The 18,405-nt window shown below is 35.4% G+C and carries 19 protein-coding genes; 16 read left to right on the top strand and 3 right to left on the bottom strand.

Annotation, left to right across the window (positions count from 1 at the left end; translation table 11 throughout):
* Nucleotide 1: 1 nt before the first annotated feature.
* The 7 genes from DES48_RS09505 (at nucleotide 2) to DES48_RS09475 (ending at nucleotide 9,074) form a co-directional block, all read left to right on the top strand.
* Nucleotides 2–1,105: a DUF1648 domain-containing protein gene (locus DES48_RS09505; protein ID WP_113868740.1), complete on the top strand. Its 1,104-nt coding sequence runs from the start codon at nucleotides 2–4 to the stop codon at nucleotides 1,103–1,105.
* Between the two features lie 199 nt (nucleotides 1,106–1,304).
* Nucleotides 1,305–4,157: a 2-oxoglutarate dehydrogenase E1 component gene (locus tag DES48_RS09500; protein ID WP_113868738.1), complete on the top strand. Its 2,853-nt coding sequence runs from the start codon at nucleotides 1,305–1,307 to the stop codon at nucleotides 4,155–4,157.
* 28 nt (nucleotides 4,158–4,185) lie between these two features.
* On the top strand, nucleotides 4,186–5,391 hold the full coding sequence (sucB, locus tag DES48_RS09495) for a dihydrolipoyllysine-residue succinyltransferase (RefSeq protein ID WP_113868736.1): 1,206 nt from the start codon (nucleotides 4,186–4,188) through the stop codon (nucleotides 5,389–5,391).
* 131 nt (nucleotides 5,392–5,522) lie between these two features.
* The gene (gene yhbH, locus DES48_RS09490) at nucleotides 5,523–6,674 is read left to right on the top strand and encodes a sporulation protein YhbH (protein WP_113868734.1); all 1,152 of its coding nucleotides are present in this window, start codon (nucleotides 5,523–5,525) and stop codon (nucleotides 6,672–6,674) included.
* Nucleotides 6,675–6,783: 109 nt separating this feature from the next.
* Nucleotides 6,784–7,512, top strand: a complete 729-nt coding sequence (locus DES48_RS09485) for a sirohydrochlorin chelatase (protein WP_113868732.1) — start codon at nucleotides 6,784–6,786, stop codon at nucleotides 7,510–7,512.
* Between the two features lie 137 nt (nucleotides 7,513–7,649).
* Nucleotides 7,650–8,729, top strand: coding sequence for an undecaprenyldiphospho-muramoylpentapeptide beta-N-acetylglucosaminyltransferase (locus DES48_RS09480; protein WP_113868817.1), 1,080 nt, complete (start codon nucleotides 7,650–7,652; stop codon nucleotides 8,727–8,729).
* A 15-nt stretch (nucleotides 8,730–8,744) separates the two neighbouring features.
* Entirely contained in the window at nucleotides 8,745–9,074 is a 330-nt protein-coding gene (locus tag DES48_RS09475) for a hypothetical protein (protein ID WP_113868730.1), read from the top strand.
* A 69-nt stretch (nucleotides 9,075–9,143) separates the two neighbouring features.
* Here the strand turns inward: DES48_RS09475 and DES48_RS09470 are convergent, their stop codons facing one another.
* Nucleotides 9,144–9,698 carry a beta-class carbonic anhydrase gene (locus tag DES48_RS09470; RefSeq protein WP_113868728.1) on the bottom strand — a complete coding sequence of 185 codons (555 nt, stop codon included), beginning with the start codon at nucleotides 9,696–9,698 and terminating at the stop codon, nucleotides 9,144–9,146.
* 501 nt (nucleotides 9,699–10,199) lie between these two features.
* Here DES48_RS09470 and DES48_RS15915 point away from each other — a divergent pair.
* From DES48_RS15915 to sigI, 3 genes are all read left to right on the top strand, one after another.
* Nucleotides 10,200–10,337, top strand: coding sequence for a hypothetical protein (locus tag DES48_RS15915; protein WP_170126198.1), 138 nt, complete (start codon nucleotides 10,200–10,202; stop codon nucleotides 10,335–10,337).
* Nucleotides 10,338–10,541: 204 nt separating this feature from the next.
* The gene (locus DES48_RS09465) at nucleotides 10,542–11,357 is read left to right on the top strand and encodes a S1C family serine protease (protein ID WP_245911360.1); all 816 of its coding nucleotides are present in this window, start codon (nucleotides 10,542–10,544) and stop codon (nucleotides 11,355–11,357) included.
* Nucleotides 11,358–11,555: 198 nt separating this feature from the next.
* On the top strand, nucleotides 11,556–12,320 hold the full coding sequence (sigI, locus tag DES48_RS09460) for an RNA polymerase sigma-I factor (RefSeq protein ID WP_113868726.1): 765 nt from the start codon (nucleotides 11,556–11,558) through the stop codon (nucleotides 12,318–12,320).
* Nucleotides 12,321–12,411: 91 nt separating this feature from the next.
* Here the strand turns inward: sigI and DES48_RS09455 are convergent, their stop codons facing one another.
* Complete coding sequence (locus DES48_RS09455) at nucleotides 12,412–12,651, bottom strand: YhdB family protein (protein WP_113868724.1); 240 nt, start codon at nucleotides 12,649–12,651, stop codon at nucleotides 12,412–12,414.
* Between the two features lie 332 nt (nucleotides 12,652–12,983).
* On the opposite strand from DES48_RS09455, the gene DES48_RS09450 reads away from it, so the two are divergent.
* From DES48_RS09450 to DES48_RS09425, 6 genes are all read left to right on the top strand, one after another.
* Nucleotides 12,984–13,640 (top strand): YhcN/YlaJ family sporulation lipoprotein, encoded by a 657-nt coding sequence (locus tag DES48_RS09450; RefSeq protein WP_170126197.1) that lies wholly within the window; start codon nucleotides 12,984–12,986, stop codon nucleotides 13,638–13,640.
* 127 nt (nucleotides 13,641–13,767) lie between these two features.
* Entirely contained in the window at nucleotides 13,768–14,232 is a 465-nt protein-coding gene (locus tag DES48_RS09445) for an S-ribosylhomocysteine lyase (protein WP_113868721.1), read from the top strand.
* A 67-nt stretch (nucleotides 14,233–14,299) separates the two neighbouring features.
* On the top strand, nucleotides 14,300–15,676 hold the full coding sequence (locus DES48_RS09440; protein WP_113868719.1) for a dipeptidase: 1,377 nt from the start codon (nucleotides 14,300–14,302) through the stop codon (nucleotides 15,674–15,676).
* A gap of 198 nt (nucleotides 15,677–15,874) precedes the next feature.
* Nucleotides 15,875–16,240, top strand: a complete 366-nt coding sequence (locus tag DES48_RS09435; protein ID WP_113868717.1) for a rhodanese-like domain-containing protein — start codon at nucleotides 15,875–15,877, stop codon at nucleotides 16,238–16,240.
* A gap of 17 nt (nucleotides 16,241–16,257) precedes the next feature.
* On the top strand, nucleotides 16,258–16,518 hold the full coding sequence (locus tag DES48_RS09430; protein WP_079709067.1) for a metal-sensitive transcriptional regulator: 261 nt from the start codon (nucleotides 16,258–16,260) through the stop codon (nucleotides 16,516–16,518).
* Between the two features lie 89 nt (nucleotides 16,519–16,607).
* Nucleotides 16,608–18,005, top strand: a complete 1,398-nt coding sequence (locus DES48_RS09425; protein WP_113868715.1) for a SpoVR family protein — start codon at nucleotides 16,608–16,610, stop codon at nucleotides 18,003–18,005.
* A 76-nt stretch (nucleotides 18,006–18,081) separates the two neighbouring features.
* Here DES48_RS09425 and DES48_RS09420 read toward each other — a convergent pair whose 3' ends face one another.
* Entirely contained in the window at nucleotides 18,082–18,399 is a 318-nt protein-coding gene (locus DES48_RS09420) for an ArsR/SmtB family transcription factor (RefSeq protein ID WP_079709069.1), read from the bottom strand.
* Nucleotides 18,400–18,405: the final 6 nt, after the last annotated feature.

The following is an 18,405-nucleotide window of genomic DNA, read 5'->3' as shown; positions in this document are numbered from 1 at the left end:
AATGGAATTTACCATATTATTCATTACCATTTTATTTATAAGTTTGATTCAAATAGCCGCCCCCTTTTTAGTAAAACGTACAGTTGTTTTTGGAGTTGCCATTCCTTATGAACAGACTAACCATCCAAAGGTGAAACAGTTTAAACGAAGATATGCAATATCTACATGTTTCATCGCATTAATTGTGTTACTTCGTTTTTTTATATTAAAACAAGGCTCAATTACTGAAACGAAACTTGTTCTATCGGGTGTCGTCTTACCTTTTGTACTCATTCTTGCTAGCCTTTCGCTTTATTTTTATTTTCATTATAAAACGACTAAGGTAAAAAAGTCGCAACACTGGTTTGAAGGAGTAAAACAAGTTCGAGTAGCCGATTTATCGGTTCGTTTAAAAGATGAAATGCTGCCTTCCGTCGTTCATTTTATCCCAGTCATTCTTACGATCTCGATTGTAGGTTTAACCATTCATGTTTTTGATCAATTACCTAATCAAGTTCCTACTCATTGGGGACCAAACGGACAGCCAGACGATTTTACGACCAAAAGTTGGATGACTGTATTAAACTTACCAATCATGCTATTTGTAATCCAAATCATGTTTTTTGGAATTAATGCTGCCACTAAAAATTCAGGAATAAAATTAAGTGCTACGAACATTAACTCTGCTAAACGTAGACAATTAAACTTACGAAAATATAGTAGTTGGTTTTTACTTGTTGTGAATATTCTAATGACAATGTTATTTAGCTTCATGCAATTAAATTTACTTTATGAAAACTTAGTAAGCAATTCAATGCTTTGGATAACACCATTAATCTTTTTTATTTTAATATTAGGAGGGAGTCTAATACTGGCTATCAAAGTTGGTAGTGCAGATTCAGATTTAGAAGGAAAGGTAATTATAGAGGAAACCAATCAAATAGAAGATGTTGATGAGGATCAAAATTGGAAAGGTGGCTTGATCTACTTTAACCCCAATGATCCCTCTGTTTTTGTTGAAAAGCGATTTGGAATTGGGTTTACATTGAACTTTGCAAATCCAAGAGGGTATTTTATTATCTTCTTACCAATCGTCATTATCCTATTAATGTCTTTTACCATGTAATTAATTTAAGACTCATTCATTAATTGGGTGAGTCCTTTTATCGTTACACATACCTCGTTCCCCCGTCAATTAAATCACATCGAATAATCCACACAATCTTTACAAATAATTCGCGGTCATTAGCATTGTAAGGCTATTATGAATAGGTTATAGTAAGAAAAAAGAAATTACCACATCGTTGGAACATGGAGGTATTTAAGTGACGCAAAAAGAATCAAACAAGCGATTCTGGCGTAATATTCATCAGGCGAATAGAAGCTATATGGAAGAGCAATATTTACTTTTTTTACAAGATCCAAAACAAGTACCTTCCTCAATTCAAGAAATATTTAATACTTACGGTGCACCTAATTGGCCAGGAATAGCTAATTACAAATCACAAAGAAATGAATCTGATCACACCAACTCCACGAAAAAGATAAAAGCTACGATTCAATTAGCAGATGCGATTCGCCGATTCGGACATCTGTCTGCAACGATTTATCCAGTTGGGACAAAAAAACATCGACACAATGAGTTGATAGATTTAAAAACTTATGATTTAACAATTGAAGATCTCAAACAATTACCAGCGCAGATTATTTGGGGAAATCCTTCGTCTTCGATGACAAACGCTTGGGATGTCATACAAGCATTGACACAAACGTATGCAAAGACAATTGCTTTTGAATATGATCATGTGAACCAAAATAAAGAGCGTAAATGGTTAGAAAAACAAATTGAATCAAACACCTATCAAGTTACTTTTTCCAATGAACAAAAGCAACAGTTATTAAAGGCATTAATTGATGTAGAAGGTTTTGAACATTTCTTGGCAAAAACATTTGTAGCGCAAAAACGCTTTTCCATTGAAGGGTTAGATAGCATGGTACCGATGCTCGATTATCTTGTACAACAATCGCTTTATGATGATACAGAAAATGTATTGATTGGAATGGCACATAGAGGAAGATTGAGTGTTCTTACCCATATACTTGGCAAACCATTTGACATACTTTTTTCTGAATTTTATCATGCGCAAGACAAAACATTAGTACCATCAAGTACAAGTTCGATCACGTATGGATGGACAGGAGATGTGAAATATCATTTTGGAGCGAAACGTCAATTTGGAGAGGGTAAACCTGCTCCTACAAAAGTTACGTTGGCACACAATCCATCACATTTAGAATTCGTTAACCCAGTTGTCCAAGGATTTACAAGAGCTCATCAAGACTTTCGTTTTGAAAGTGGATACCCAACTCAAAAATGGCAACGGGCGTGTAGCATTATGATTCACGGTGACGCAGCTTTTATGGGACAAGGTGTTGTTGCAGAAACGTTAAATTTAAGTGCGATTGAAGGCTATCAGACTGGTGGAACGATTCATTTAATTGCCAATAATCAAATTGGCTTTACAACAAATTATCGACAAAGTCGATCTACTCGTTATGCTAGTGATCTTGCTAAAGGCTTTGAGATTCCTATTATTCATGTAAATGCAGATGATCCAGAGGCTTGTTTATCCGCTATGAAGCTAGCATATCAATATCGAAAGAAATTTCATAAAGATTTTTTAATTGATTTAATTGGTTACCGTAGATATGGTCACAATGAAATGGATGAACCGAGAGCAACGCAACCACTTGCCTATCAAGAGATTGATCAACATCCCACTGTAGTAGATATTTACCGGGGGCAATTAGAAGCAGCAAAAGTAATAACTAGTACAGATTGTGAGAATTGGAGACAAGAAGTCCACACCAAATTACAAGAAATTTATCTAAATATGAAAGAAAATCAGTTTGAAGAATGGATACAATCTGAGCCAGGAGCCTTAAAGAATGAGTTAACCAATATTCAAACCAATGTAACTTATGACAAACTACGCAGATTCAATCATGATTTATTGAAACGGCCAGCTCGTTTTGTTGGTTTTAACAAGTTAGAGCGGTTACTGCAAAAACGCGCGAAGGTCTTTGATGAACAACAGATTGTTGATTGGGCAATGGCAGAAATACTTGCTTTTGCAACGGTGTTAAGTGATGGAATTCCAATTCGTTTGACAGGTCAAGATACAGAGAGAGGGACATTTGCCCATCGTCATCTAGTATTGCATGACATCAATTCAGATGAAACCTATTGTCCGCTTCACGGCATTTCAGAAGCAAAAGCATCGTTTGCTATCCATAACACACCACTATCAGAAGTTGCTGTTTTAGGATTTGAATATGGATATAGTGTTGAAGCTCCGAAGACATTAGTAATGTGGGAAGCACAATTTGGTGATTTTGCTAATGTTGGTCAAGTGATTTTTGATCAATTTATCTCAGCTGGTCGAGCGAAGTGGGGAGAAAAATCAAACATGATTGTACTTCTACCGCATGGTTACGAGGGACAAGGACCAGATCACTCAAGCGCAAGGATGGAGCGTTTTTTATTAACAGCCGCTGAAAACAATTGGATTATTGCCAATGTCACAACAAGTGCTAATTATTTTCACTTACTTCGGCGGCAAGCATCGTTAGTGAATAGCGATGCTGCACGACCACTAATTATTATGACACCCAAAAGTTTACTGCGTCATAAGCAAGTAGTATCCAATGTAGATGCACTCGTCCATGATAATTTTCAACCGATCATTGCCAAACAGAAACAAACAAATCAACCAGTGACTCGATTAATTATAGGAAGTGGAAAAATAATGGTTGAGTTTGATGAATTAAACGACTGCCAATCGTTTAATTGGCTAACTACCATCCGACTTGAGCAAATCTATCCTTTCCCTAAAACGTTATTACAAGAATTATTGCTTGATTACCCTGATGTAACAGAAGTGATTTGGTTGCAAGAAGAACCAAGAAATATGGGGGCATGGCACTTTGTGAAAGAAAAAATAGCTTGTGTGTTACATGAAAATGTAGTGCTACTTTATGTTGGACGCGGGGATCGATCTTCTCCTGCTGTAGGAAATATGAAAGTTCATCTAAAGGAACAAAAATACATTCTAGAAACAGCAATGAAAGATGTGACCAGTATAATAACTACTGAATATGGTTTTTGCAAAGAATAATAACTTTTTTTAAAGGATGTGTGCGCAAATGATTCAGATAACAGTCCCAGAATTAGCCGAATCAATAACTGGTGGCACCATTAATGACATGTTTGTCAAAATAGGCGATTCCGTTAAAAAAGATGATCCCATTTTAGAATTAGAAACAGACAAAATTAATATAGAAATACCTTCCTTAGCAAGTGGTATAGTTGTAGATTTACCATATACTATTGGTGATGAGGTGAAGGTGAACACAATTATTGCAACACTTGAAGAGGCTGTTGATCATTCAACAGTTGCTGAACAGGTGAATCCCGCTAATGAGTCTGGTAAAAAATCATCATACCATTATACGAAGCGAGCAGAAGACTATATTGTTGCTACACCAGCAGCTAGAAAAAGAGCAAGAGAATTAGGTATCGATTTGAGTCAAATACAGGCAGCTGATCCGTTAGGGCGTATCCGTCCTGCTGATGTCTTAGCACACGCCCAAAAAACCCCATCGTTAAGGGAAAAAGAAGTCACACCTATGGAAGAACGAGAAACAAGCAAATTAACAGAACGAATCAAAATGTCAGCTCGACGTCGGGCGATTGCGAATCATTTAGTAGAAGCAAAGCAACAAACTGCGATGGTTACAACGTTTAATGAAATTGACATGTCTAAAGTGTCAGCGATTAGAGCAGAAAAGCAAGTTGCATTTACTCAAAAGCATGGAGTGAAACTCGGGTTTATGTCCTTTTTTGCTAAAGCGGTTGTGATTGCATTAAAAGAATTTCCAATGCTAAATGCTGAACTAGCAGAAAATGATATCATTTTAAAAAAATATTATGATCTTGGTATTGCCGTAGCGACCAATGAAGGGTTGGTTGTACCAGTATTACGTGGGGTAGATAAATTGGACTTTGCTTCCATTGAAAAAAATATGCTGGTATTACGAGAAAAAGCGGAAAACAAAAAGCTTGAATTAAATGATCTTCAAGGAGGAACATTCACAATAACCAATGGTGGTGTGTTTGGATCATTATTTTCAACACCGATTATAAATACGCCGCAAGTAGCGATCTTGGGCATGCACACGATTCAAAAACGTCCAATTGCTTTAGCAGATGATTCGATCGCAGTTCGACCGATGATGTATATAGCTTTGTCTTATGATCATCGTATCATTGATGGAAAGGAAGCAGTGGGCTTTTTAACCCGTATAAAACAATTTGTAGAGAATCCGTATGAATTATTAGTCGAAACGTAATTGCCAAAGTAATATTTCGTTGGTAAATAAGAACTAAAAAACATAGTAATTAAATTGATTTTTCTGAAAAGTTAATCAATTGAACTGATTTGGCATATAATAGTGTACTACATGTTAAGGAGGGGATTTACATGCATGAGAATAACTTTATCATCTCAGAGGAAGACTGGTCGATCCATCGAAAAGGTTATGATGATCAAAAACGTCATCAAGATAAAATTCAAGAAGTGCTAAAACAAAAGCTCCCTGACCTTATTAGTGAAGAAAATATTATTATGTCTAGAGGGAAAGATGTTATTCGCATACCCATTCGTTCATTAGATGAATATAAAATCCGTTATAGTCAAGAAAAAAATAAGCATGCTGGTCAAGGGAATGGTAAAACCAGAATAGGAGACACGGTTGCGAAAGGAAGACCAACGCAGCAACAGCCTGGTAAAGGTGATGGTGCTGGTGACCAACCAGGTCAGGATTATTATGAAGCAGAGGTTACTTTAGAAGAATTAGAGGAAACACTTTTTCAACAACTAGCCTTACCTAACTTACAAGAAAAAGAAAAAGATAATTTGATTACAACTGACATCCATTTTAATGACATTAGAAAACAAGGCTTAGCCGGGAACATTGATAAGAAACGGACACTTTTGCAAGCCTATCGTAGAAATGCAATGCAAGGTGAGGCATCGTTTCATCCTGTTTATCCAGATGACCTTCGCTACAAGACGTGGAATGAAATAAAAAACCCCGATTCTAAAGCCGTTATCTTGGCTATGATGGACACGAGTGGCAGTATGGGTCAATTTGAAAAATATGCAGCTCGAAGTTTTTTCTTTTGGTTAACGCGTTTTTTAAAAACGAACTATGAAACAGTAAAGATTGAGTTTATCGCACATCATACGGAAGCGAAGATTGTTGATGAAGAATCGTTCTTTTCAAAAGGGGAAAGTGGTGGAACGCTTTGTTCATCTGCTTATCGAAAAGCATTGAAATTAATTGATCAGAAGTATGATGCCGCTCGTTATAATATTTATCCATTTCATGTATCTGATGGTGACAACTTAACATCAGATAATCGAAGATGTGTGAACTTGGTTAAACAGTTACTAGATCATGCAAGTTATTTTGGTTATATCGAAGTGAATCCTTACCAGAGGCATTCCACACTCATGCAGTTATTTAAGGCATTTAACGAGCCGAATTTTGATTCTTTTATTTTACGAAAAAAAGCAGATGTTTATCATGCGATACAGCATTTTTTTAAGGCAGAAAAAGAGGCGATATAGTTTGCAAAACAGTTCATACTACGGTATGGCTGTTTTTTATTTGTATGACAGTATGGTATCGAACCTGTTAAAATAGTTGCTATGAATATTTTATATGGAGTGAGTTAATTTGAGAGCGATTATTTATATTGGTCACGGAAGTAGAAATGACCAGAGAAATCAAGCGTTTATAAACAAAATAACCCCAATCATAAATAATGTATCTTTTCCAATACAAAAAATAGCTTTTCTTGAAGCGAAGCCATCGTTAATGAACAAAATTGATCAATGTATATTAGAAGGTGCGACAGAAATAATTGTTGTTCCCATCTTTTTATTACCTGGGATACATGTTAATCAAGACATCCCCGCAATTATTAATGAGAAAAAAACGCAGTATCCGTCACTCACTGTCTATTATGCGCCTCCATTTAATGACGCAGATGATTTAATTGAAGATATAACCGAAAGAATAGCAACAATACCAAAAGTGATAGGTGAGGATAAAGCTATTATTGTGATTTCGCATGGAAGTAGAAATACCAAAGCTTTAGTTGTGTTTGAACGCTTGATTACGAAGCTACAGAAGCACCTGCATGGCAATTCCGTTTTTCCAGCTTATCTAAAATCACAAGAGCCGAGCTTAGAACAATGTTTAACTGATTTAGAAAACGGCTCCTACAAAGATATCATAGTAGTGCCGCACTTTTTCAATACAACTATGTTCCCTAAAAAAATAGAAACCATAGTAGGTGAAGCCAATTTCCATCACGTTGCCATTGCACCAGCAATTGAATTCAATGAGAAAATAGAGCAGGTAATCAAAAAACAAATTGCTTTAGCAAGCAAAGTACAGTAAAACAGTGCATAGTCTTATTTGTGAAAATATTTGCGTTCCTGATAGAAGACGGAATATAAATAAATGCTGTTTCAAAATTCAATGTAATTGTGCTACAATCTGATGGAAGATGTTTGAACGAGAGAGGATTATATATGATGGCTAATAAACGAATTGTTTTAACCGGCGGGGGATCAGCTGGTCATGTTATGGTTAATTTAGCAATTATCCCGACTTTACAAGAGGAAGGCTGGCAAATTGATTATATAGGCTCAAAAACGGGCATTGAACGAGACTTAATTGAAAACATACATGATGTGTCATATCATGCTATTTCGACTGGTAAGCTCAGACGATATATGTCCAAAGAAAATTTCAAAGATCCTTTCAAAGTATTAACAGGAATCGCACAAGCGTTTCGCATTTTAGGGAAGGTGAAGCCAAGTGTCATCTTTTCTAAAGGTGGTTTTGTATCTGTTCCGGTATTGATTGCAGGACGCATGCGAGGTCTTCCAGCAGTGGTTCATGAATCAGATATAACACCTGGTCTTGCGAATAAACTTGCCATGCCATTTGCTAAAAAGATCTTAACAACTTTTCCAGAAACAATGAACTATGTTTCAGCTGATAAAGCAGAATGGGTTGGTGCAGTAGTTCGGACCGAGTTGTTAGAAGGAAATAAGCAAAATGGACTTTCATATGCAAATTTGCCTGGTAAAAAGCCTGTGCTATTAATCATGGGGGGAAGTGGCGGTGCACAACGAATTAATGGAGCAGTACGCCAAAGCTTATCTGAATTAACAGAGCAATTTGAAATCATTCATATCTGTGGTAAAAACAATATAGATGCAACTGTTCAGCAGCAAAACTATGCCCAATTTGAATACATCCAAGACGAATTGCCAGATGTTTTAGCAGCCACGAGTTATGTACTTTCACGTGCTGGTTCAAATGCTATCTTCGAGTTTCTTGCATTAAAAAAGCCAATGTTACTCATCCCTTTATCGCGACAAGCTAGTCGTGGAGATCAGATCTTAAATGCAAACTCTTTTAAAAAACAAGGGTATGCCCATGTATTAGAGGAAGAAGAATTATCCAGTGATACGCTAAAACAAGCGTTACAAAAACTTCGTAATGAAGCTTCGATTGTACAAGATAATATGAGGAAATACCAAACCCAAGAAGCGAAAGACCAAGTGATTCAAGTGATTAAAGATAATGCTAAAGCGTCAAAGTAATGGTAGGTGAACAAAGTGAAACCAGTGATATGTAAGTACTGTCATAAACCAATTGAAAAAAGAGACCAACTTGTAACATTATCGAATTATCTCCAGATTCGTCCGTATCATTATGTTTGCTATCAAAAGGTAGAGGAGAATACAAAGACGGTCTGGAAGTTAACTACGCCTTTAAATGGAATAACTGCTAATATTCGTTTAGTACTATTGTTACTAATTGCGGGTTGGTTTTTGTTTACGGAGACGTATGGTGCAGCAGGAATCGTAATTGCAATTATTTCATTGTATAGTATTATTTTTCATATTACTTCTTATTTTCTTTTTGATCAAAGAATTCCAAAATAGCATTAAAAAAACCAAGCTTCGCACAGGTGAGAGCCCTGAGCACAAGCTTGGTTTTTTATAGCTTAGTACTTAACTAGAATATCCATTTGTTACTAAATCTAATTTACCTGTTTGTGGATCAATTACTAACCCGTGAACTGGAATATCAGTTGGTAATAATGGATGGTCCTCAATAATGGAAACTGATTGACGAACAGAATCCTCCACAGATTCAAATCCTTTCAACCATTCGTTTGCATCCTTATCAAGTGAATGAATTGCTTCATCTGTGATCCCTTGTACTTTCATTCGTTCAAGTAACGTGTCGGTATCTAAATGATTCATTCCACAATTGTGATGTGCAATGACAAATACTTCCTCTGCTTGGAGCGCGTGAATCGCAATAAGAATACTTTTCATTGTACTATCATATTTATCAGTGAGTATGGCACCTGCATTCTTAACCATTTTCACATCACCATTTTTCAAATTTAATGCGTTTGGCAACAATTCGATCAGTCTAGTGTCCATACAAGTAAATATAACAGCTCGCTTATTTGGTAACCCGTCGGTTTCAAAAGGCTTGTACGCTTCATCTTCTACGAATTTTTGGTTAAATTGAAGTATTTCTTCTAATAACATAATGATCCATCCCCTTTCGTACTAATCTAATGGTAGACGAAGAGTGGAGAGTTAAGCAAGCGTTTAGCCGAAAAAATCGTTGCGAATTTTTTGAAATTTCATTGACCGAAATATTATCCAGCATTATAATAATAGATAGAATAAAGGAAGGGAGGTTACGACAATGAAAATTTCAGGACAGTTAATCACACTAAATTTAATAGTTGACGTGACCTCTTTTGATGACATTTAAGTTTATTCCTATGGAAAAATCATTTGTCTTAAAGGGCACGTATCAATCCGTGACCCACATTCTGTATTAATTAGCGTATGCGTCTTCGGATGTGTACGCTTATTTTTATTTTCAGACAACTATTTCGGTATCTCTTTCCATTTACAAATGGAAGTGAATATAAAACAAACAAGGAGCTGGTGAATATGTTGAAATTTATTATGGGACAGCATGGAGGAATGGTTAGAAAAGATGGCGGTTGAATATGAAAAATAGATAGAGTAGGTGATCGTGTGTTTACGGTTAAAAACACAGCAATTTTGTTGTATCGTTTTATTAAACGTTATAAATTAACTTTTGTTCTTACAACAAAAGAAAATAGTATGCGTATTGAACAAGTAATTTTAATCATTAATAAAAAACAATTTTAATTATTATTAGAGAGAAACATAAGGAGGATTATTGATGTATACAGCAATAAGTACAATCTTGTTAGCTAGACAAAATCCGAGGATAGATTCCGGATAGCGAATTATTTCCGGGGAAATATGTCGATATTATCCGAATATTTTTCTGTAAGTAAATGAGTGACACAGCAACAATAGAGGTACTTATAAATTTTTTGAGGTGTCGTAGTGGAGGAAAAACACAAACGAGATATCATTGATACTGACTTGTATGAAGAATTGGATGAACAGGAAATGCTTGATATTTTGGAAGAAGAACGCAATCAAACCAATGATCAGCAAACAAATGAAGAAGAATATAAGCAAAAACGCCGTTTCCCCAGATGGGCTTTTTGGTTAATAGCACTTGTATTATCACTTAATGTTATTGCGATCTTGCCCAAAACGTTTTCTATTCCTGCAATTGATTTCTTAATGACATCAGCGAAGTTATCTACAAACTCTACGATTGATAACTACCAAGCAGCTGTTGTGGTGGTGCAATCGGGTGAAAGTAAAGGGACAGGTTTTTCGATTTCATCTGATGGTTTAATCATTACGAATCAACATGTAATTGATAATGGGAAGAAAGTATCAGTTGCATTCCCTGAATTAGGCCTTTATCAAGCTGAAATAGTGGCAGAAGACGCTGCTCTTGACTTAGCTATTTTAGATGTAAAAGACACCAATTTACCTCATTTAACTATCGCTAAGCAAGCTACTTTTGAGCAAGGAGAATCTATTTATTTTATTGGAAATCCACTGCGGTTTAATGGGATTGCAAATGAAGGTGAAATAATTGGTTACACAACGCTAAAATCAAGAGACGAAGAAGTTATCATGTTGCAAGCACCTGTTTATCGAGGTAACAGTGGAAGTCCAGTAATTAATAAAGAGGGAAAAGTAATTGGTGTTATATATGCTACTATGAACCATAAATCACATGGTGAAGTAGGGTTAGCTATACCAATTGAATATTATGAAGATGTAAAAAACAAAAAATAAGAATCTATTTAATTTTTCAAACATATCAAAAGATAGTGCGATTCGACTATTTTTTGATATTTTTTTTTAATGAAATGTTATATGTTTGTGATAGTATCTTACACTAATTTTAGGTAAGATTTATTGTACGAAAAATATCATATTCTTCGCAAATGACGTATAATTTGCAAGATATCTGTAATATTGGTGGTGTTAAGTTTGAAAGCACAAATAGCTATACAAGATGACTCAATAGAAGCAATCGTGTGTCAAATACAAGCAGGAAACAAACCATTACAACATAAGTTACTTCAAGCTTATAAACCTTTTATAGCCAAATGTACATCTGAGGTCTGCAAGCGATATATCGATCCGTATAAGGATGATGAATTTAGTATTGGTCTGTTCGCTTTTTACGAAGCAATTAATTATTATTCCCTTGAGAAGGGTAAATCTTTTCTTGCGTTTGCACGACTCATCATTCATCGTAAGACAATTGATTATATTCGCAAACAAAGTAAGCACACGAAGGTATCTTCACTAGATGACTTAGTTAATGATCAAGAAAAGATGGAAAGCCCTTTTGAAATAGTTGCAACGAGCAGAGCTTTTCAATTAGAACAGGATACATGGCATCGCAAACAAGAAATTAATCATTTTTGTGAACAGTTGTTAGCATATAAATTTTCATTACAAGAATTAATCCAGGTTGCTCCAAAACATAAAGACGCAAGACGCTCAGCTATGGAAATTGGTTATTTGCTTTATAATGATGATTCACTTAAATGGTATGTTCGGCAAAAGAAACAGTTGCCGATGAAGCTGTTAGCCCAAAAAGTGAGAGTAAGCAAAAAAACTTTGGAAAGAAATAGAAAATATATTTTAGCTATATTTATTATTTTGGATAACGATTTCTTGTACTTATCTGAATATATTATAGCTAACTTGCAAACGGGCGACCTGTGCATGGATAAAAATATGTAAAAAGGTAAATATAAATTTAATTAACAGCCGATAACATAAAAAACCGAACTATGCCAGCTAAATACTTGGACAATAGTTCGGTTCGATCACTTTAAAATACTTCAACGGTCTCAATTGGATTGTCTCTCATTGCATGATCGATATAATGAAGCAATGAATCGTGACTGCTCATGATTTGTTGTTCACTATGGCTATAATGAAAAGCGTGTAGAAATGTTTCAATTTTTTTGGATAAAAAATCATCTTGGGTTCTAACCATTAGAATGAGTAAGTCATCCCATTGACCCCAAAGGGTAAAGTATAGTGCTTTATCGTAATCGGGAATGTTCATAATTTATTGCCCCTTTTAAAAATATTCCATTACACTGGAATGTTTGTCTTTTCTCAGCAGGTAAACATTGTTCGCGTTTCTGGTTGGAAGTTAGCCTTCTTGTTCAATGTTTATACGAACAAAGTTATCGTCGAAGATTTCTAAGGGTTCATGTTTATTGTGGCTAAAAGATCGTTGAATTAAGCCACTACATTATTGGAATCACTTCCATATGTTAAATGATATGCAAAAGCATCACATTTTGTGTATCCGAAAAAAGAGATTTTTTGACTTGTATAAAACTCCTTCATTTAAACAAAATAAGGTTGACTCTGATAAAGGAGGAGTTAAAGTTGAATTTTAAAAAAATCACAATATCAACAGCTGCCTTGATAACCTTAACTGCTTGTGGGGCAGGTAATAATTATGAGGTTGGCCAAAATCAGCCTGATAATTTGCAACCTGTCCGAAACGACAGTAGAATTGAAGCACCAATGCAAGGTGGTTATAATCGAGCAAATCAAAATAATCGTACAACTTATGATGGTACGTATCAACGAGATCAAGATTTAACTGCAGATAATAACCGAATGAACAATGACCAATATGGTGGTGCAACCAATAATATTGGTCGAGGTCGATATAGCCATATAAATAATCGTCAACAAGACGAACAATATAAAGTATCAAAAAAAGCTACTAAACGGATCACATCAAAAATGGATAATATCGATAACGCTTATGTTTTAACCATGGGTAATAACGCATATGTAGCAGCAAAAGTAAAAGATAACAAGGGGAAAATGAGTGACAAGATAAAAGAAGACATTGCAAAACTTGTAAAGTCAGAGGAATATAACATTGATTATGTGTATGTTTCAACAAACCCTGATTTTGTTAACTTAACTACTGATTATGCTGATGATATGGCAAACGGAGATCCTGTCGAAGGCTTCTTTGATCAAATGGGAAATATGATTCAACGGATATTCCCACAAGCACAACAGTAAAAATGAAGCGACTGCTTATGTTAGCAGTCGCTTTTACCATTTATAATCCTTTTAGGAACTAGAAAATTGTGTTATCTTAATTTTATAAGAAAAACGAGTAACATACTAGCAAAGGAGTGGAGGATAAATGACAAAGCAAATGAATGTGGAGAGTTTTAATTTAGATCATACACAAGTAAAAGCCCCATATGTACGATTAGTTGGTGTTACCACAGGGCAACATGGGGATAAGGTATATAAATATGACATTCGTTTTTGTCAGCCAAACCAAGAACATATGGACATGCCAGGTTTGCATTCCATTGAGCATTTAATGGCAGAGAATATTCGCAATCATATTGATAATATTCTTGATATAGGGCCAATGGGGTGTCAAACAGGTTTTTATCTACAGATCTTAAATAATGATAGCTATGAGGATATTTTGGATGCATTAGAAAAAACATTAAATGATGTGTTAGCTGCAACTGAAGTGCCTGCATGTAATGAAATACAGTGTGGCTGGGCTGCAAATCATAGTTTGAAAGGTGCAAAACAAATTGCTTCTGATATGCTTAAAGAAAAAGGACAGTGGCATATTGTTTTTGCATAATGAAGAGTGGAGCACGGGGTTCTCTGCTCTTTTTCTACATAAAATATTTAAGTGAAGGGTGAAAAGAATGACTGAACAAGTGTTAAACTATTTAAAAAAACACCGTAAAAAACAATTAAATGCATTATATGAATTTTTATCTATCCCTAGTGTAAGTACCGATTCTACATATAAAGAAGATGTAACAAAAGCGGCTACTTATGTTAAGGATTACTTAAATGATATCGGGTTTGATAAAGCTGAAGTCCAAGCAACACAAGGCCATCCACTGGTATATGGTGAATGGCTTGGAGCAGGTGAAAATGCACCAACTGTTTTATTCTATGGCCATTATGACGTGCAACCAGCAGATCCGTTGGAACTCTGGGACAGTGAACCTTTCCGACCTGAGGAACGAGGGGGCAGGCTATATGCTAGAGGATCAAGTGATGATAAAGGCCAAGTCTTCATGCATCTCGCCGTATTCGAAGCTTTTATGAAAACAGAAGGAAAACTACCAATTAATGTAAAAGTTTGTATTGAAGGTGAAGAAGAAATTGGTAGTGAAAACTTATATGAAATACTTAATGAGAAAAAAGAGCAGTTTCAAGCTGATTTTGCTTTAATTTCCGATTCTGGTATGGTTGCAGAAGATCAACCAACTATTTTGTATGGTTTGAAAGGATTTACAGGTCTGGAATTCTCACTACACGGACCAGTAAATGATTTACATTCGGGTATGTATGGTGGGGCTGTTCGTAACCCAGCGATAGCGATGGCACATGTATTAGCATCGTTAAAAGACGAAAACGAAGTGGTTCAAGTAAAGGGTTTTTATGATCAAGTCGAACCAATTAGTCAAGCAGAGCGCGAACTGATTGCAGAAGTACCGAGTGAAGACTATGTCAGATCAACAGGTATTCCAGAAACTGTTTCAGAACAAGGTTACACGGCAAAAGAACATACGATGGCTCGACCAACGTTAGAAATCAATGGATTGTATAGTGGCTATCAAGGTGAAGGAACAAAAACAATTATCCCTGCTACAGCAACAGCGAAAATCACGTGTCGACTTGTGCCAGGTCAAGAACCTGATCACATTCAAGATTTAGTGATTAAGCATCTAGAAGCGCATACCCCTAAAGGTGTTCGCATAGAAGTGAAAAAAGAGCCGCTGTCTGCCAAAGCATACAAAGTCGATCCGGATCATTCGTTAATAAAAACAGCTGCAGAAAGCTATACGAAAGCTTTTGGTAAAGAAACGGTTTATGTCCGTATGGGTGGTTCCATTCCTGTGGTAGAATGGATTGATGCGATCTATCAAATGCCGATTGTACTGCTTGGTTTTGGTACACCGAATGATCGCTTGCATTCTCCAAATGAAAGCTTTCCCCTAGATAATTTTACTAAAGGAATGGAAACACTTGTTCATTATTGGAGTTCAGTTAGAGATTCTTCTATTTAAATAATTTAGGTCTATTCCCTAGTGAAAGGACATGGATAGTACAATCTTCTCCATGTCCTATATTTCATTCAACACTAATAACAACATTTCTTGCACGATAAAATGTACAAAACATATAATGGCGTAATTTAATTAGTTGACTGAAATACCTTATTGGGTATATAATGCATGTGTAAACGATAGGGGTGGGGGGTTCCTATGTATTTTTTTGCGCTCATATGTTTGTTGTTTATCGGTTACTTGATTTATATCCGTTACTTTCCTATTAAAGGAATACCGTGTATTGATATGCAGCAATTAAGTGAAAATAAGACAAATGTAAAAGTAGATATTCGTGATTACAATGATTCATCAAAAGGAGCAATTGCTGATTCTATCTTAATGCCCGTTGCGTATTTAAGAAGGTATCATAATCAAATTCCTTCCAAACAAATATATTTAATTGCATCGGATAAAATAGAAAGAAATCTTGCAACAAGGATATTAAAACAAAAAGGTTATCAAGTAATCGGCTATACGATTACCAAATGTCAATGTCCACGTGAAGCTAATGAAATTATTTAATTAGAGGGGGGATTGGAATGGAATACACACCACAAATGAAAAATAGAGTAAAACGTATGGAAGGACAAATTCGCGGAATTCTTAAAATGATGGAAGAAGGAAGCGATTGTAAAGATTTAATCACTCAGATGTCAGCAGTTCGTACTGCTATGGATCGTACGATGGGTGTTGTCGTTAGTTCGAACCTAGTAGAATGTGTAAGAAAAGCAGAAGAACAAGGGGAAGACTCCTCAGAATATGTAAATGAAGCAGTCAACCTGTTAGTCAAAAGTAGATAAAGATAACGAGCATAATCAAGTTCACTTCCTTTCATCATACCTCGTCTCTTCTCATATACTGAATTAATTCAGAAATAAGAGGTGATTGGATGAAGCAAGCAGATCTTAAGCAATTGGAGACCGCCATTGATGAGATCACCGAAGTTGCGAAAGGATTTGGACTTGATTTTTTTCCTATGCGTTATGAGATATGTCCGCCTGAAGTCATTTACACATTTGGTGCCTATGGGATGCCGACGCGATTTTCACATTGGAGTTTTGGTAAACAATTTCATCTGATGAAACTACAATATGATTTAGGGTTAAGTAAAATATACGAATTAGTTATCAATTCAAATCCATGTTATGCATTCCTTCTTGAAACAAACAGTCTGATTCAAAACAAATTAATCGTAGCTCATGTTTTAGCACATTGTGACTTTTTTAAAAATAATGCTAGATTTAAAAATACACAACGGGATATGGTAGAAAGTATGTCTGCAACTGCTGAACGTATCGCAGCTTACGAAAAGCAGTATGGTAAAGCAGAAGTAGAACAATTCTTAGACGCTGTATTAGCTATACAAGAACATATCGACCCTTCATTAATAAAACATCATCCAATTGTTGAAGAAGTTCAACGTAAGCCAAAGGTTAATCTTTATAACGACCTTTGGGAACTTGATGAACAAATAAAACCAATCAAACAAGGGAAAAGTCAACATGCAAAATTACCTCTCCAACCAGAAAAAGATCTTTTGCTTTTCATTGAAGAACACAGTAAAAAGTTACAAGATTGGCAAAGAGATATTCTCACCATGATGCGAGCTGAAATGCTTTATTTTTGGCCGCAACTAGAAACCAAAATCATGAATGAAGGCTGGGCATCTTATTGGCATCAACGTATTTTAAGAGAATTATCATTAACTAGCGATGAGTCCATTGAGTTTGCTTCATTAAATGCAAACGTCGTACAGCCTTCTAAAACCCGAATTAATCCTTACTATTTAGGTGTGCGAATGTTTGAAGATATTGAGCGGCGTTTTGATCATCCAACTGCAGAAATGAAAGAACGGGGAGTGGTTCCTGGTGCAGGACGTGAAAAAATCTTTGAAGTTAGAGAGATGGAATCAGATATATCATTTTTGCGAAATTACTTAACGAAAGATTTTGTAGAACGAGAGGATTTATATTTGTTCCAAAAACAAGGATCAGATTATCAAGTAGTGGACAAAAATTGGGAACATGTTCGTGATCAATTAATTAATCAACGGATAAATGGAGGATTTCCCTATATAACAGTACAAAATGGTGATTATCAAGAGAATGGTGAATTATATTTATTGCATCATTATGAAGGTATTGAGTTAGATCTTCGGTATTTAGAGAAAACAATGCCTTATCTTTACCAGTTGTGGGGAAGAGCTGTTTCTTTAGAAACCGTAGTTGATGAAAAAGCAGTTGTTTATACTTATAATGGAGATCGTGTGATGAAAAGAAATAAATAAAATAGAAAGGAAACAAAATTACTCGTAATTGTTATTTTAAACAAACAATTGCGAGTAATTTTGTTATTGGCTCTAATTAGTGATGTTTTGCGTGATGAATGGTCTGTTGCAACGTATTAATCACGTGTTCATCATCATGTGAATAATAAATTGTTTTCCCTTCTCGGCGATATTTAACAAGACGTAGTTGTTTTAAAAAACGTAACTGATGGGAAACATTGGATTGTTTTAATTCTAAGCAGTTGGATATTTCAGTAACAGAACATTCTTTCTCAAACAAAAGGTGTAAAATACGAATGCGTGTAGGATCAGATAATGCTTTAAAGGTCTGAGATACCACAAATAGCGTTTCCTCATCAAGTGGTTGATAGTCTTCTTTTTTTAGGTTTTTCATTATAAC

This window comes from Paraliobacillus ryukyuensis (genome assembly GCF_003315295.1).
In the GTDB taxonomy this organism is placed as follows: domain Bacteria; phylum Bacillota; class Bacilli; order Bacillales; family Amphibacillaceae; genus Paraliobacillus; species Paraliobacillus ryukyuensis.
This window is presented reverse-complemented; position numbering and strand designations above follow the sequence as displayed.